The following is a 14325-nucleotide window of genomic DNA, read 5'->3' as shown; positions in this document are numbered from 1 at the left end:
GGCCGCCGCGGGCCGCAAGGATGGGGGCATGGGACACCTGGAGGCAGCGCACCTGGAGTACTACCTGCCGGACGGGCGGCCGCTGCTCGGCGATGTCTCGTTCCGTGTCGGCGAGGGCGCGGCCGTCGCGCTGGTGGGGGCCAACGGGGCGGGGAAGACGACCCTGCTGCGGCTGCTCGCGGGCGAGCTTCAGCCGCACGGGGGCAGTGTCTCGACCGGCGGCGGGCTGGGCGTGATGCCGCAGTTCGTCGGCTCGGTGCGCGACGAGCGTACGGTCCGTGACCTGCTGGTGTCCGTCGCTCAGCCGCGGATCCGCAGCGCCGCCGCGGCCGTCGACGAGGCCGAGCTGGCCCTCATGGAGCGCGACGGCGAGCGGGCGCAGCTCGCCTACGCGCAGGCGCTGAGCGACTGGGCCGAGGCCCGGGGGTACGAGGCCGAGACGCTGTGGGACAAGTGCACGACGGCGGCCCTGGGCGTGCCGTACGAGCGGGCCCAGTGGCGCGAGGTGCGCACGCTGTCGGGCGGTGAGCAGAAGCGCCTCGTGCTGGAGGCGCTGCTGCGCGGTACGGACGAGGTGCTGCTCCTCGACGAGCCGGACAACTATCTGGACGTACCCGGCAAGTTGTGGCTGGAACAGCAGCTCCGGGAGACGCCGAAGACCGTGCTGTTCGTCAGCCACGACCGGGAGCTGCTGGCGCGCAGCGCGGAGAAGATCGTCAGCGTGGAGCCGGGGGCCGCGGGCAGCGACGTGTGGGTGCACGGCGGCGGCTTCGGCACGTACCACCAGGCGCGCAAGGAGCGCTTCGAGCGGTTCGAGGAGCTGCGCCGGCGCTGGGACGAGGAGCACGCGAAGCTCAAGCGGCTGGTGATGATGTACAAGCAGAAGTCCGCGTTCAACTCCGACATGGCCTCGCGCTACCGGGCTGCGCAGACGCGGCTGCGGAAGTTCGAGGACGCGGGCCCGCCGATGGCACCGCCGCGCGAGCAGGACATCCGGATGCGGCTGCGCGGCGGGCGCACCGGCGTGCGGGCGATCACGTGCGCGGAGCTGGAGCTGACCGGGCTGATGAGCCCGTTCTCGCTGGAGGTCTTCTACGGCGAGCGGGTCGCGGTGCTCGGCTCGAACGGCTCGGGGAAGTCGCACTTCCTGCGGCTGCTGGCCGGCGGCCCCGCGGGAGAGGCGGTGGCGCACACCGGGACGTGGAAGCTGGGCGCGCGTGTGGTGCCGGGGCACTTCGCGCAGACCCACGCGCACCCGGAGCTGCAGGGCCGCACGCTGCTGGACATCCTGTGGAAGGACCACGCCAAGGACAAGGGCGCGGCGATGCCGGCCCTGCGCCGCTACGAGCTGGACAGGGCGGCGGAGCAGCCCTTCGACCGGCTCTCCGGCGGGCAGCAGGCGCGTTTTCAGATCCTGCTGCTGGAGCTGGAGGGGGCGACGGCCCTGCTGCTGGACGAGCCGACGGACAACCTGGACCTGGAGAGCGCGGAGGCGCTGCAGGAGGGGCTGGAGGCGTACGAGGGGACGGTGGTGGCGGTGACGCACGACCGCTGGTTCGCGCGCAGCTTCGACCGGTTCCTGCTCTTCGGCGCGGACGGCCGGGTGCGGGAGACGCCGGAGGCGGTGTGGGACGAGGGCCGGGTGGCGCGGCGGCGGTGATCCCCGGAGCCGGGTAAGGTGGCGGGGACGTTTTGACCTGGTGGCGCGGGCCCCGGTATTCTGCTGGATTGTTGTGCGTATTGGCTGCTCGTTCTCACGCGTGAGGCCGTTACGCCTGGTCCACCAGGACGATTTATCAGCGATCAGCCGTCGGTTTGCGTCGCCGGCGCGGTCTACTGCTGCCGTGATCTCCGGGTGACCTTGTCAGAGCACACCCACTGAAGAAGCGAAGGCTACGACCGTGCGTACGTACAGCCCCAAGCCCGGCGACGTCCAGCGTCAGTGGCACGTCATCGACGCCACCGACGTCGTACTGGGCCGCCTGGCCTCCCAGGTCGCCCAGTTGCTGCGTGGCAAGCACAAGCCGGTGTACGCGCCTCACGTCGACGCTGGTGACTTCGTCATCATCATCAACGCCGACAAGGTGCACCTCTCCGGCAACAAGCGGACCCAGAAGCTGGCCTACCGCCACTCCGGCTACCCCGGTGGTCTCCGCTCCGTCCGCTACGACGAGCTGATGGACAAGAACCCGGAGAAGGCCGTCGAGAAGGCCGTCCGCGGCATGCTGCCCAAGAACACCCTGGGCCGTCAGATGCTCAGCAAGCTGAAGGTGTACCGCGGTGCCGAGCACCCGCACGCCGCTCAGCAGCCGGTCCCGTACGAGATCACCCAGGTCGCGCAGTAGTCCCGGCCACCCCCTAGAGACAGAGAAGCTGAGGAGAATCGTGGCTGAGACCACCGCTGAGGCGCCCGTCGAGGACGTCGAGGAGTACACCACCGAGACGCCCGCCGAGGACTACACCACCGAGTCCGTCGCGGCGCGCTTCGGTGACCCGCTGCCGGCCGCGGGCACCGGCCGCCGCAAGAACGCCATCGCCCGGGTGCGTATCGTCCCCGGCTCCGGCAAGTGGAAGATCAACGGCCGCACCCTGGAGGGATACTTCCCGAACAAGGTGCACCAGCAGGAAGTCAACGAGCCCTTCAAGGTGCTGGAGCTGGACGACCGCTACGACGTCGTCGCCCGCATCGCCGGCGGCGGCATCTCCGGCCAGGCCGGCGCGCTGCGGCTGGGCGTGGCCCGTGCGCTCAACGAGGCGGACGCGGACAACAACCGCGGCCCGCTGAAGAAGGCCGGCTTCCTGACCCGTGACGACCGCGCGGTCGAGCGGAAGAAGGCCGGTCTGAAGAAGGCCCGTAAGGGAACGCAGTACAGCAAGCGCTGATCATCGTACTGCTACTGTGCTCAGCCCCGGCGGCCCCCGGAGAGATCCGGGAGGGCGCCGGGGCGCGCTTGTATGGTCGGCATACGGTCGACGGGTATGGTCGCGTGAGGACATTTAACGGTCCGTAGTCGACGTATTCGCTCAGATTTGAGCACTCGGGAGCACTCGGAGGAGATCAGTGGGACGACTCTTCGGCACCGATGGCGTGCGCGGCGTCGCCAACGCGGACCTCACCGCGGAGATGGCCCTCGGGCTGTCGGTGGCGGCGGCACACGTGCTCGCCATCGCCGACGCCGCCCAGCCGCCCGGCCAGCGCCCGAAGGCGGTGGTCGGACGCGATCCGCGGGCGTCCGGAGAGTTCCTGGAGGCGGCCGTCGTCGCCGGACTGGCCAGCGCGGGCGTCGACGTGCTGCGCGTCGGCGTGCTGCCGACCCCGGCGGTCGCGTACCTCACCGGTGCGCTCGGCGCGGACCTCGGCGTGATGCTCTCCGCCAGCCACAACCCGATGCCCGACAACGGCGTGAAGTTCATCGCCCGCGGCGGCCACAAGCTCTCCGACGAGCTGGAAGACGAGATCGAGGCGCTCTACCACAAGCACGAGCGCGGCGAGCCCTGGGCGCGTCCGACGGGCGCCGGCGTCGGCCGGGTCGAGCACTACGAGCAGGGCTTCGACCGCTACGTCGCCCACCTGGTGGGCGTCCTGCCGCACCGCCTCGACGGGCTGAAGGTCGTCATCGACGGCGCCCACGGCGCCGCCGCCCGCGTCTCCCCGGAGGCCTTCCAGCGGGCCGGCGCCGAGGTGGTCCCCATCGGCACCGATCCCACCGGCCTCAACATCAACGACGGCTACGGCTCCACCCACCTCGCCCAGCTCAGCGCCGCCGTCGTCGAACACGGAGCCGACCTCGGCATCGCCCACGACGGCGACGCCGACCGCTGCCTCGCGGTCGACGCCACCGGGCAGGAGGTCGACGGCGACCAGATCCTCGCCGTGCTCGCCCTCGGCCTGCGCGAGGCCGGCCGGCTGCGCAAGAACACCGTCGTCGCCACCGTCATGTCCAACCTCGGCTTCAAGCTCGCGCTGGAGCGCGAGGGCGTGGAGCTGATCCAGACCGCGGTCGGCGACCGCTATGTGCTGGAGGAGATGAAGCGCGGCGGCTACGCGCTCGGCGGCGAGCAGTCCGGCCACGTCATCGTCCTCGACCACGCCACCACCGGCGACGGCACGCTGACCGGCCTGCTGCTCGCGTCCCGCGTGGCCGCCAGCGGCCGGCCGCTGGCGGAGCTGGCGGCGGTGATGGAGCGGCTGCCGCAGGTGCTGATCAACGTACGGGACGTCGACAAGTCCCGGGTCGTCAGCTCGGCGGAGCTGCGCCAGGCGGTCCTGGAGGCGGAGCGGGAGCTGGGCGCCACGGGGCGGGTGCTGCTGCGCTCGTCCGGTACGGAACCGGTGGTGCGGGTGATGGTGGAGGCGGCCGACATCGACCAGGCGCGGTCGGTGGCGGGGAAGCTGGCGGACGTGGTGAAGTCGGCGCTGGGCTGAGGCGGTTGCCGTACGCCGTGCGGGGCCGCCCCGCAGGGCGTACGGCCGTCAGAGCCGCCGGTGCCGGTGGGTACGCCGCCCGCGTCCGCCGGACGCGCCGGCCGAGCGTCTGCTCCGTGGTGCGCCGCGGTGCTGGTGCCAGACGTCGGCCAGGGTGCGCGACGGGGCGCGGTGGCGTAGTGCGGGCTACAGCTTGCGCAGGGAGAGCCGGCGCACCTTGTGGTCCGGGCCCTTGCGGATGATGAGCGTGGCACGGCCGCGGGTCGGGGCGATGTTCTGGCGCAAATTGGGCTCGTTGATCGTGGTCCAGTTGCGCTTGCCGTACGCCATCGCCTCGGCCTCCGGCACCTCGGCGTAGCGGCGGAAGTACGACATCGGGTTCTGGAAGGCCGTCTCGCGCAGCTTGCGGAACCGCTCGGCGTACCAGCGCTCGATGTCCTCGATGCGCGCGTCCACGTACACGCTGAAGTCGAAGAAGTCGGCGAGCGCGACGCGGGTGCGGCCGTCGCGGCCGGGGAGCGCGGGCTGGAGCACGTTCAGACCCTCGACGATGAGGATGTCGGGGCGCTGCACCTTCAACCGCTCGCCGGGAACGATGTCGTACGTGAGGTGGGAGTAGACGGGCGCGGTGACCTCGTCCTTCCCGGACTTCACGGCGGCGACGAAGCGGGTCAGCGCGCGCCGGTCGTACGACTCCGGGAACCCCTTGCGCGACATCAGCCCGCGCGCTTCGAGCTCGGCGTTGGGCAGCAGGAAGCCGTCGGTGGTGACCAGTTCCACACGCGGGTGCTCGGGCCAGCGCGCGAGCAGCGCCTGGAGCAGCCGCGCGACGGTCGATTTGCCGACGGCGACGCTGCCGGCGATCCCGATGACGAACGGCGTGCCGGCCTGCGGGCCGGCGGTCTCGCCGGGGCCGCCGAGGAACGTGTTGACGGCGTGCCGGAGACCGTGGGTGGCGCCGACGTAGAGGTTGAGCAGGCGGGAGAGCGGGAGGTAGACGTCCCGCACCTCGTCCAGGTCGATCACGTCGCCGAGCCCCCGCAGCCGTTCGACCTCCTCCGCGGACAGCGGCAGCGGCGTGCGGTCGCGCAGGGCGCTCCACTCGGCGCGGGAGAGGTCGACGTAGGGGGAGGGGCTTTGCGTGCTCATCGGCGAGGCCACGGGGTCATTGTGCGCGGGGGCGTGCGGGGGCGCGCGGGCGGGGCGTGCCGTACCCCTATGCGCGGCCGGGGCGGAGGACTAGGGTCCGGATGCGTATTCGAATTTCTGGGGGATGAGATGTCAGTGCTGCAAACGGTATGGCACGAAAGACGTAAGCAGTTCGCGGCGGCGGGAGCCCGCCGGCGGCGGGCCCGGAGCACCCGGGAGGAGTTCGCGGGCCACGTCCGGGGCGACCTGGCGGCGGAGCTGCCGGACGAGGACCTGGGGGAGGACCTGGTCGAGTCGCTGGACCTGTACCGCATGGGCAGTAAGCCGCGGTGTGAGGAGGTGGAGTACCTGGATCTGGTGCAGGAGGCGGTGGAACGGATGGCGTGGGGCCGGTAGCCCGCGCCCGCGATCCCGGGTCAGCCCTCGGCGATGACGACGGCGGAGGCCACTCCGGCGTCGTGGCTCAGCGACACGTGCCAGGTGCGCACCCCCAGCTCGTCGGCGCGGGCGGCGACGGTGCCGCGCACGCGCAGATGGGGGCGCCCGTTGTCGTGGACGCACACCTCGGCGTCGTGCCAGTGCAACCCGGGCGGCGCCCCCAACGCCTTGGCCAGCGCCTCCTTGGCCGCGAACCGCACCGCCAGCGAGGCCACCCCCCGCCGCCCCCCGTCGGGCAGCACCTGCTCGGCAGGCAGGAACAGCCGATCCGCCAGCTCCGGCGTCCGCGCCAACGCGGCCTCGAACCGCCCCACCTCGGCGACATCGATGCCGACCCCGACGATTCCGCTCATGCGCGGCAGCGTAACCGGTACACGTCCGCGGCCGGCCCGGCGGTTTCGTTCGGATCAAGGAAACGGGGTCGTGGCGGTGGCGCGGGGGTGAGTGGGGCCCGGTGGGGGTGGGCACCCGGCTGCGGGTGCTCGTGGGGCGGGGGAGGATGGGGGGATGAGGAGTGCGTACGGGGTGGAGACGGTGCGGAGGGCCGAGGCGGCGCTGATGGGCGAGGTGCCCGAAGGGGCGCTCATGCAGCGGGCCGCCGCGGGGCTCGCCGCCGCGGCGGCCGGGTTGCTGGGGCGGGTCTACGGGCGGCGGGTGGTGCTGCTCGTGGGGAGCGGGGACAACGGCGGGGACGCGTTGTATGCCGGTGCGCGGCTGGCGCGGCGCGGGGTACGGGTGACGGCCGTGCTGCTGAATCCGGAGCGTGCGCACGAGGGCGGGCTCGCCGCCCTGTGGGCCGCCGGCGGGCGGGTGGTACCCGCCGAGGAGGGCGGCGACGTGGGTTCTCCCCTGCGCCGGGTCTTCGACCGCGTCGATCTGGTCGTCGACGGCATCGTCGGCATCGGCGGTTCCGGCGGGCTGCGGCCCGCCGCCGCCGCGCTCGTGCGTCTCGTCCGCGACACCGGCGCCCCCGTGGTCGCCGTGGACCTGCCCAGCGGCGTCGAGGCCGACAGCGGCGAGGTGCGGGGCGAGGCCGTGACCGCCGCCGCGACCGTGACCTTCGGTACGTACAAGCCCGGCCTGCTCGTCGACCCCGCCGCCGAGCGGACCGGCGCGCTGCGGCTCGTGGACATCGGGCTCGGCCCGTACCTGCCTCCGGTGCCCGACCTGGAGGCCCTGCAGCACGCCGACGTCGCGGCGCTGCTGCCGGAGCCGACCGCCGAGAGCGACAAGTACCGGCGCGGGGTCGTCGGCGTCGTCGCCGGTTCCGAGCGCTACCCCGGTGCCGCCGTGCTCGCCGTCGGCGGGGCGCTGCGCGGCGGGGCGGGGGCCGTGCGGTACGTGGGGCCCGCGGCGCGGGCGGTCATCGCGCGGTATCCGGAGACCCTGGTCCACCCCGGGCCCCCGGGGAAGGCGGGCCGGGTGCAGGCGTGGGTGGCCGGGCCGGGGCTGGGGGACGGGCCCGGTGCGGAAGAGGTGCTGGAGCAGGTGCTCGCCGTCGACGTGCCGGTGCTGGTGGACGCCGACGGGCTGCGGCTGCTCGACCGGGAACGGGTACGGCGCCGGTCCGCCCCGACGCTGCTCACCCCGCACGCCGGTGAGGCCGCCGCGCTCCTGGGCGTGGACCGGTCGGAGGTCGAGGCGCGCCGGCTCGCCGCGGTACGGGAGCTGGCGGGCGCGTACGGCGCGACGACCCTGCTCAAGGGCTCCACCACCCTGGTCGCCGACCCGGCGGGTGAGCATCCGGTACGTCTCAACCCCACCGGCACCTCCTGGCTCGCCACCGCCGGCAGCGGCGACGTCCTCTCCGGTCTCACCGGCGCCCTCCTCGCCGCCGGCCTCGCCGCCCGCGACGCCGGCTCCGTCGGCGCGTACCTCCACGGCCTCGCCGCCCGCACCCTCGCCGCCGGCGCCCCGATCACCGCCCACGAACTCCCCGACGCCCTCCCCGCCGTCTGGCGTGACGTACGTGACGTGCGTGATGTCGGCGAATGCGAGACTGGCTACCGATGACCGATTCCCCCCTCCGCGCCCGCGCGGAGATCGACCTCACCGCGTACGGCGCGAACATCCGCGCCGTGCGCGCCATCGCCCCGCGCGCGCAGTTCATGGCCGTCGTCAAGGCCGACGCCTACGGCCACGGCATGCTGGCCTGCACTCGCGCCGCGCGCGCCGCGGGTGCCGAGTGGGTGGGCACCGCCACCCCGCAGGAGGCGCTGGATCTGCGGGCCGCCGGCGACCAGGGGCGGATCCTGTGCTGGCTGTGGACGCCCGGCGGGCCGTGGCGGGAGGCCGTGGAGGCGGACCTCGACATCACCGTCAGCGGCGAGTGGGCGCTGCGCGAGCTGCTGCCCGCGGCCCGCGCCGCCGGGCGCACCGCGCGCGTGCAGCTCAAGGCGGACACCGGCCTCGGCCGCAACGGCTGCCTCGCCGCCGACTGGCCCGGCCTCGTCGCCGCCGCCCGCGCCGCCGAGGCCGAAGGCGTCATCGCCGTCACCGGCGTCTGGTCGCACTTCGCCTGCGCCGACGAGCCCGGCCACCCCTCGGTCCGCGGCCAGCTCGACGCCTTCCGCGACGCCCTCGCGGTGGCCGAGCGCGCCGGTCTGCGCCCCGAGGTGCGGCACATGGCGAACTCCCCGGCCACGCTCACCCTCCCCGAGGCCCACTTCGACCTCGTACGGCCCGGGATCGCGTCGTACGGGCTGTCGCCGAGCCCCGAGGTCGGGATTCCCGCGGACTTCGGGCTGCGGCCGGTGATGGCGTTCAAGGCGTCGCTGGCGCAGGTCAAGGAGGCGCCGGACGGCCTGGGCATCTCATACGGGCACCACTACGTCACCCCGGGCCGGACCACCCTGGCGCTCGTGCCCGTCGGATACGCGGACGGGGTGCCGCGGCACGCGTCCGGCACGGGGCCGGTGCTCGTCGCCGGGAAGTGGCGGACGATCGCCGGGCGGGTCGCCATGGACCAGTTCGTCGTGGACCTCGGCGGGGACGCGGCGGCGGTGGGCGACCCGGCGGTGCTGTTCGGGGCGGGGGACGACGGCGAGCCGACGGCGGAGGACTGGGCGCGGGCCACGGGCACCATCGGGTACGAGATCGTCACGCGGATCGGATCCCGCGTTCCGCGCGTGTACGTGGGCGCGGCGGGGGATGCCACCTCCATGGACACCGATACGGACGGCCGCCGCCCCGGGCCCGGCGATGGCTGACCCGCTCGCCGGCCCCGTCAACGCCCCCGGCCCCGTCGATGTCGCCGTCTCCGCGCCCGGCGGCTGGGCCCGGGCGGGGCGGCGCGCCGGGATCGCGGCCATCGGGGTTCTCGCCGCCGGGGCCGCCGCCGGCGTGGCGGTGGAGCGCCTGGCGATGGGCCGCGGAGTGCGCCGCCGGGCCCGGCAGGCCCTCGACGCCGCCGGCCCGTACGGCACCCTCCGCGGCACCCCGGGCACCGCCGTCGCGGACGACGGCACCGAGCTGTACTACGAGGTGGAGGAGGCCGACGACTTCCCGGCCGCGTCCCCCGACGGCACCCCCCTCGACGCCCAGGCCACCGCCGCCCCCCGCCGCAGGCGCCGCCGCTTCGCCGGGCGCCGTGATCCCGCCCCCCTCACCGTCGTCTTCAGCCACGGCTACTGCCTCACCCAGGACTCCTGGCACTTCCAGCGCGCCGCCCTCCGCGGCCGGGTCCGCACCGTCTACTGGGACCAGCGCAGCCACGGCCGCTCCGCCCGCGGCATCTCCCAGCTCGCCGGGGACGAGCCGGTCACCATCGAGCAGCTCGGCCGCGACCTCAAGGCCGTCATCGACGCCGCCGCCCCCGAGGGCCCGCTGCTGCTCGTCGGGCACTCGATGGGCGGCATGACGGTCATGGCCCTCGCCGAGCAGTTCCCCGACGCGGTACGGGACCGGGTGGCCGGCGTCGCGTTCCTCGGCACCTCCGCGGGCGACCTCGGCCGGGTGACGTTCGGCCTGCCCGCGGCCGGCGCCTGGGCCGTACGGCACTTCGTGCCCGGCGTCCTGAGGGCCCTCGGCAGCCGCGCCGAGCTCGCCGAGCGCGGCCGGCAGGCGACGGCCGACCTCTTCGCCGGGATCATCAAGCACTACTCGTTCGGCACCGAGGGCGTCGACCCGGCCGTCGCGCGGTTCGCCGAACGGCTGCTGGAGAACACGCCGATAGACGTGGTCGCCGAGTTCTACCCGGCGTTCGCCGCGCACGAGAAGGACGAGGCGCTGGCACTCTTCCGCGACCTCCCCGGGCTCGTCCTCGTCGGCGACCGCGACATGGTCACGCCCCCGGCGCACAGCGAGCGGATCGCGGCGCGGCTGCCAGACGCCGCGTTCGAGGTCGTCGAGAACGCCGGGCACCTAACCCTGCTGGAGCGCCCGGACCGGGTGAACGACGCGCTGGCCACGCTGCTCGCCCGCAGCGGCGTGCGGATCCGGGCGGGGTCCGGGCCGGAGCCGGGGGCGGGGCCCGTACGGCGTACGCGCGGCACGTCACGCCGGACCCTCTAACATCCAGACCATGAGCGCCGCCGCGACCCCCACCGCCGTCCAGTTGACCGTCGAGTCGCCCGAGCAGATGCAGGAGCTGGGCCGCCGGCTGGCCGCCGTGCTGCGCGCCGGCGACCTCGTGCTGCTCACCGGGGCGCTGGGCGCGGGCAAGACGACGCTCGCGCGCGGGCTGGGCGCCGGGCTCGGGGTGCGGGGGGCGGTGACGTCGCCGACGTTCGTCATCGCGCGCGTGCACCCGTCCGTCTCGGGCGGGCCGCCGCTGGTCCACGTCGACGCCTACCGGCTGGGCGGCGGCCTGGAGGAGATGGAGGACCTGGACCTCGACGTGTCGCTGCCCGAGTCGGTCGTGGTCGTGGAGTGGGGCGAGGGCAAGGTCGAGGAGCTGGCCGAGGACCGGCTGCACGTCGTCATCGAGCGCAGGACGGGCGGCGCGGCCGGGACGGCCGGGGGGGCGGAGTCCGATGAGGCCGACGAGGCGGACGGGGCCGACGTACGGCACGTCACCGTCACCGGTGTCGGCGAGCGCTGGGCGCACGGCGCGCTGGCCGCGCTGGCCCGCACGAGCTCCTGAGCACGGGTCCCGAACAGCAGTCCTGAACAGCAGTGCTGGACGTTCCGACAAATATGCCGACGTGCTGTCGGCATATCGTTGCCCCGGGTCGGTTGGCGTGGTCCCATGGGCGTATGGCACCTGAGGAAGACGGGCGTCGTCCCGCCGTGGGAGTCGCCGAACTGCTCGCCGCCTGCGCCGCGGCCGAGGCGGTCTCGACCCCGCCCGCCCCCGGCGCCGGAGCGGTGCCGGCGCCCTCCGCCCCCGGGCCCGAAGCGGACGGGCCGCAGAGGCGGCCCGCCGGCGAGACCGCCGCCGCACCGGAGCAGCACGCCGCGTAGGCACGCCGCCCAGGTCAACGCCCCACGCCGGCCGCCGGGGCATCTAGGCTGCGCGGCATGGACATCGGCATCGGACTCCCCTCCACCCTCACCGGCATCCCCGGCAAGCTGATCCCCCAGTGGGCCACCGCGGCCGAGGAGGCCGGCTTCTCGACCCTGGGCACCATCGACCGCCTCGTCTACGGCAACCTCGAAACGATCCCCACCCTCGCCGCCGCCGCGGCCGTCACCGAGCGGATCGGCCTGACGACGACCATCCTCATCGCCCCGTACCGCGGCAACGGCGCCCTGCTGGCCAAGCAGCTCGCCTCCGTCGACGTGCTCTCCGGCGGCCGGCTGACCGTCGGTGCCGCCGTCGGCGGGCGGGAGGACGACTTCGAGGCGGCGGGCGTGCCGTTCACCGAGCGCGGCCGGATCTTCGACGACCAGCTCGCCGAGATGCGCGCGGTGTGGAAGCAGGACACCCGCGGCCGGGCCCACCCCGTCGGACCGGCGCCGGTGCAGGCCGGCGGGCCGCCGATCCTCATCGGCGGCGCCGCGCCCGCCGCCTTCCGGCGCATGGCGGAGTACGGCGTCGGCTGGATCCTCGGCGGCGGCAACCCCGAGCAACTCGCCGGAGGCGCCGAGAACGCCAGGGCGGCCTGGCGCGAGGCGGGCCGGGAGGGCGAGCCGCGGGTGGCGGCCCTGGCGTACGCGAGCCTCGGCGCCGGCGCCGAGGAGCACGCCCGCCGCTACCTCCTCGACTACTACGGGTTCCTCGGGGACTTCGCGGAGAAGGTCGTCGAGGGGGCGCTGACCTCGCCGGAGGCGGTAGCCGCGGCGAAGACCGCGTTCGCGGACGCGGGCTGCGGCGAGCTGGTGCTGTTCCCGTGCAACCCGGACCTCGCGCAGGTTTCGCTGATCGCGGAGGCCGCCGGGCTGTAGGAACGCGGGCGGCGGGAACGTACGGACGAGGGGCGGGGATCCGCTGCGGCGGGGTCCCCGCTACTTCACCACCACGACCGGCACGCCCACCGTCGCGAAGCGCCACAGCGCCCTGCCGTCCGCTCGCGACGAGCGCACACCGCCCGTCTTCGCGTCCGGGTCCGGTTCCGGCCGCGAGCCGTCGACCGCGGCGCTGAATCCTATGACCGTGCCCTCGGACTCCGTGAAGATCACCACGTGCTCGACCGGCACCCCGTCCGAGCCGGTGATCTGCCGCGACCGCGAGGTCACGGCGTACGCGCCGACCGGCGGGTCGACGGTGCTCGGCGTCACCCTGTACGTCCGCAGCACCGAGTTGTCCTCGCCGACGAGCCAGACGCGCCGGTCCTTCAGCGCGTACACCACCCGCAGCCCGGAGCCCGAGCGCGCGGGCAGTTCCAGCTTCTTCTCCTTGGCCTTGGACGGCTCGGGGCTGGCGACCCCCGGGCGGTTACGCGCCAGGGAGTCGGGGGCGTTGGCGTTGGCCTGATAGGCGAGGAAGGCGACCACACCCAGGGCGGCGGCCGTCAGCCCGGCCACGAATTTCCCGCTGCCTGCCACGCGGTACGCCCCTTCCGGTACGGCGGCCGTACGGCCGCTCCGCCGCGGTCTGCCCCTGGCCCGCCTTGTCGGCCCCCCGCCTGCTCCGCCGACGGTAGCACCCGCGCCCGTACCGCTTCGGCCCGCCGCAGCCGGAGTCACCGCCCCGGCGGACGCGCTCCGGGCACCCCTCCGGCGCGACTACCCTGAAGGGCGTGCTCCTCGCCCTCGATACCGCCACCCCCGCCGTGACCGTCGCACTCCACGACGGCGACCCCGCGGCGCCCGCGCTCGCCGCGTCGCACCAGATCGACGCCCGGCGCCACGGCGAGCTGCTGCTGCCCGCCGTCGACCGGGTGCTGGCCGGGGCGGGACGGAAGCCCGGGGAGCTGACCGGCGTCGTCGTCGGCGTGGGACCCGGTCCGTACACCGGGCTGCGGGTGGGGCTGGTGACCGCCGACATACTCGGCATGACGCTGGGCATCCCCGTCCACGGGATCTGCACGCTCGACGGCATCGCCTACGCCGCCGGCCGTGACGGCGGCGCCGGCGTCATGGACAGCCCGTTCGTCGTGGCCACCGACGCCCGGCGCAAAGAGGTGTACTGGGCGCGCTACGACGACGCCCGCACCCGCGTCACGGAACCCGCCGTCGACCGTCCGGCCGACATCGCCGCACAGGTCGCCGGCCTGCCCGCCGCCGGGGCGGGGGCGGAGCTGTACCCGGAGGTGTTCCCCGACGTCCGCCCCCCGGCGCACCCGCACGCCGCCGACCTCGCGGCGCTGGCCGCCGAGCGGCTCGCCGCGGGCGCCGCGTTGCTGCCGCCCCGCCCGCTCTACCTGCGCCGGCCGGACGCGCAGGTCCCGGCCGCGTACAAGGCGGTCACCCCGCGATGACCGCGCGCCCCGGCCCGTACCAGAGCGGCCCTCGCGGATGACCGATGTCGCGCTGCGCGAGATGCGGTGGTGGGACATCGACCCCGTGCTCGCACTCGAACGGGACACCTTCCCCGAAGACGCCTGGTCCGCGGCCATGTTCTGGTCCGAGCTGGCCCACGCCCGCGGCCCCGGTGCCACCCGCGCGTACCTCGTCGCCGAGGACGGCACCGGCCGCGTCGTCGGCTACGGGGGCCTCGCCGCCGTCGACGGCACCGGCGACATCCAGACCATCGCCGCCGCCCGCGACCACTGGGGCACCGGCCTCGGCCGCCGCCTGCTGGAGGCGCTGCTCGCCGCCGCCCGCCGCTTCGGCTGCCACGAGGTGCTGCTGGAGGTGCGCGTCGACAATGAGCGCGCCCAGCGCCTCTACGAGCGCCACGGCTTCGCCGTGATCGGCGTCAGGCGCGGCTACTACCAGCCCGGAAACGTCGACGCGCTCGTCATGCGCCGTACCGAGAAAGTGTGACG

The 14325-nt window shown here is 74.5% G+C and carries 16 protein-coding genes; 13 read left to right on the top strand and 3 right to left on the bottom strand.

From position 1 onward, the window contains the following. Positions 1–28: 28 nt before the first annotated feature. The 4 genes from I003_RS0114580 to glmM all read left to right on the top strand — a co-directional run bounded on the left by I003_RS0114580 (position 29) and on the right by glmM (position 4426). A complete protein-coding gene (locus tag I003_RS0114580) occupies positions 29–1660 on the top strand; it encodes an ATP-binding cassette domain-containing protein (RefSeq protein WP_027772202.1) in 1632 nt (543 codons plus the stop codon). A gap of 241 nt (positions 1661–1901) precedes the next feature. Further along, positions 1902–2345 (top strand): 50S ribosomal protein L13, encoded by a 444-nt coding sequence (gene rplM / locus I003_RS0114575; RefSeq protein ID WP_027772201.1) that lies wholly within the window; start codon positions 1902–1904, stop codon positions 2343–2345. Between the two features lie 40 nt (positions 2346–2385). Further along, entirely contained in the window at positions 2386–2883 is a 498-nt protein-coding gene (rpsI, locus tag I003_RS0114570; RefSeq protein ID WP_027772200.1) for a 30S ribosomal protein S9, read from the top strand. 178 nt (positions 2884–3061) lie between these two features. Next, entirely contained in the window at positions 3062–4426 is a 1365-nt protein-coding gene (glmM, locus tag I003_RS0114565; RefSeq protein WP_027772199.1) for a phosphoglucosamine mutase, read from the top strand. A gap of 186 nt (positions 4427–4612) precedes the next feature. On the opposite strand, the gene coaA is transcribed toward glmM, so the two are convergent. Continuing rightward, positions 4613–5575, bottom strand: coding sequence for a type I pantothenate kinase (gene coaA / locus I003_RS0114560; protein ID WP_027772198.1), 963 nt, complete (start codon positions 5573–5575; stop codon positions 4613–4615). Between the two features lie 129 nt (positions 5576–5704). Here coaA and I003_RS0114555 point away from each other — a divergent pair, with 129 nt between their 5' ends. Continuing rightward, the gene (locus I003_RS0114555) at positions 5705–5971 is read left to right on the top strand and encodes a hypothetical protein (protein ID WP_027772197.1); all 267 of its coding nucleotides are present in this window, start codon (positions 5705–5707) and stop codon (positions 5969–5971) included. A 20-nt stretch (positions 5972–5991) separates the two neighbouring features. On the opposite strand, the gene I003_RS0114550 is transcribed toward I003_RS0114555, so the two are convergent. Beyond that, the gene (locus tag I003_RS0114550) at positions 5992–6366 is read right to left on the bottom strand and encodes a holo-ACP synthase (RefSeq protein WP_027772196.1); all 375 of its coding nucleotides are present in this window, start codon (positions 6364–6366) and stop codon (positions 5992–5994) included. 154 nt (positions 6367–6520) lie between these two features. Here I003_RS0114550 and I003_RS32260 point away from each other — a divergent pair, with 154 nt between their 5' ends. The 6 genes from I003_RS32260 (at position 6521) to I003_RS0114520 (ending at position 12340) form a co-directional block, all read left to right on the top strand. Next, positions 6521–8026 carry a bifunctional ADP-dependent NAD(P)H-hydrate dehydratase/NAD(P)H-hydrate epimerase gene (locus I003_RS32260; RefSeq protein WP_051368251.1) on the top strand — a complete coding sequence of 502 codons (1506 nt, stop codon included), beginning with the start codon at positions 6521–6523 and terminating at the stop codon, positions 8024–8026. Beyond that, positions 8023–9222: an alanine racemase gene (gene alr / locus I003_RS32255; RefSeq protein ID WP_051368250.1), complete on the top strand. Its 1200-nt coding sequence runs from the start codon at positions 8023–8025 to the stop codon at positions 9220–9222. The genes I003_RS32260 and alr overlap by 4 nt, the downstream gene beginning before the upstream one ends. Then, positions 9215–10525 carry an alpha/beta fold hydrolase gene (locus I003_RS0114535; RefSeq protein WP_027772195.1) on the top strand — a complete coding sequence of 437 codons (1311 nt, stop codon included), beginning with the start codon at positions 9215–9217 and terminating at the stop codon, positions 10523–10525. Before alr ends, I003_RS0114535 begins: the two co-directional genes overlap by 8 nt. 10 nt (positions 10526–10535) lie before the next feature. Continuing rightward, a complete protein-coding gene (gene tsaE / locus I003_RS0114530; RefSeq protein WP_027772194.1) occupies positions 10536–11096 on the top strand; it encodes a tRNA (adenosine(37)-N6)-threonylcarbamoyltransferase complex ATPase subunit type 1 TsaE in 561 nt (186 codons plus the stop codon). Positions 11097–11209: 113 nt separating this feature from the next. Then, on the top strand, positions 11210–11416 hold the full coding sequence (locus tag I003_RS36060; protein WP_158688977.1) for a hypothetical protein: 207 nt from the start codon (positions 11210–11212) through the stop codon (positions 11414–11416). Positions 11417–11473: 57 nt separating this feature from the next. Then, positions 11474–12340: an LLM class flavin-dependent oxidoreductase gene (locus I003_RS0114520; RefSeq protein WP_027772193.1), complete on the top strand. Its 867-nt coding sequence runs from the start codon at positions 11474–11476 to the stop codon at positions 12338–12340. A 60-nt stretch (positions 12341–12400) separates the two neighbouring features. Here I003_RS0114520 and I003_RS0114515 read toward each other — a convergent pair whose 3' ends face one another. After that, positions 12401–12919, bottom strand: a complete 519-nt coding sequence (locus I003_RS0114515) for a hypothetical protein (protein WP_027772192.1) — start codon at positions 12917–12919, stop codon at positions 12401–12403. Positions 12920–13134: 215 nt separating this feature from the next. On the opposite strand from I003_RS0114515, the gene tsaB reads away from it, so the two are divergent. After that, entirely contained in the window at positions 13135–13815 is a 681-nt protein-coding gene (tsaB, locus tag I003_RS0114510) for a tRNA (adenosine(37)-N6)-threonylcarbamoyltransferase complex dimerization subunit type 1 TsaB (protein ID WP_027772191.1), read from the top strand. 37 nt (positions 13816–13852) lie between these two features. Continuing rightward, positions 13853–14323, top strand: coding sequence for a ribosomal protein S18-alanine N-acetyltransferase (rimI, locus tag I003_RS0114505; protein WP_027772190.1), 471 nt, complete (start codon positions 13853–13855; stop codon positions 14321–14323). Positions 14324–14325 lie beyond the last annotated feature (2 nt).

This window comes from Streptomyces sp. CNQ329 (genome assembly GCF_000482585.1).
This window is presented reverse-complemented; position numbering and strand designations above follow the sequence as displayed.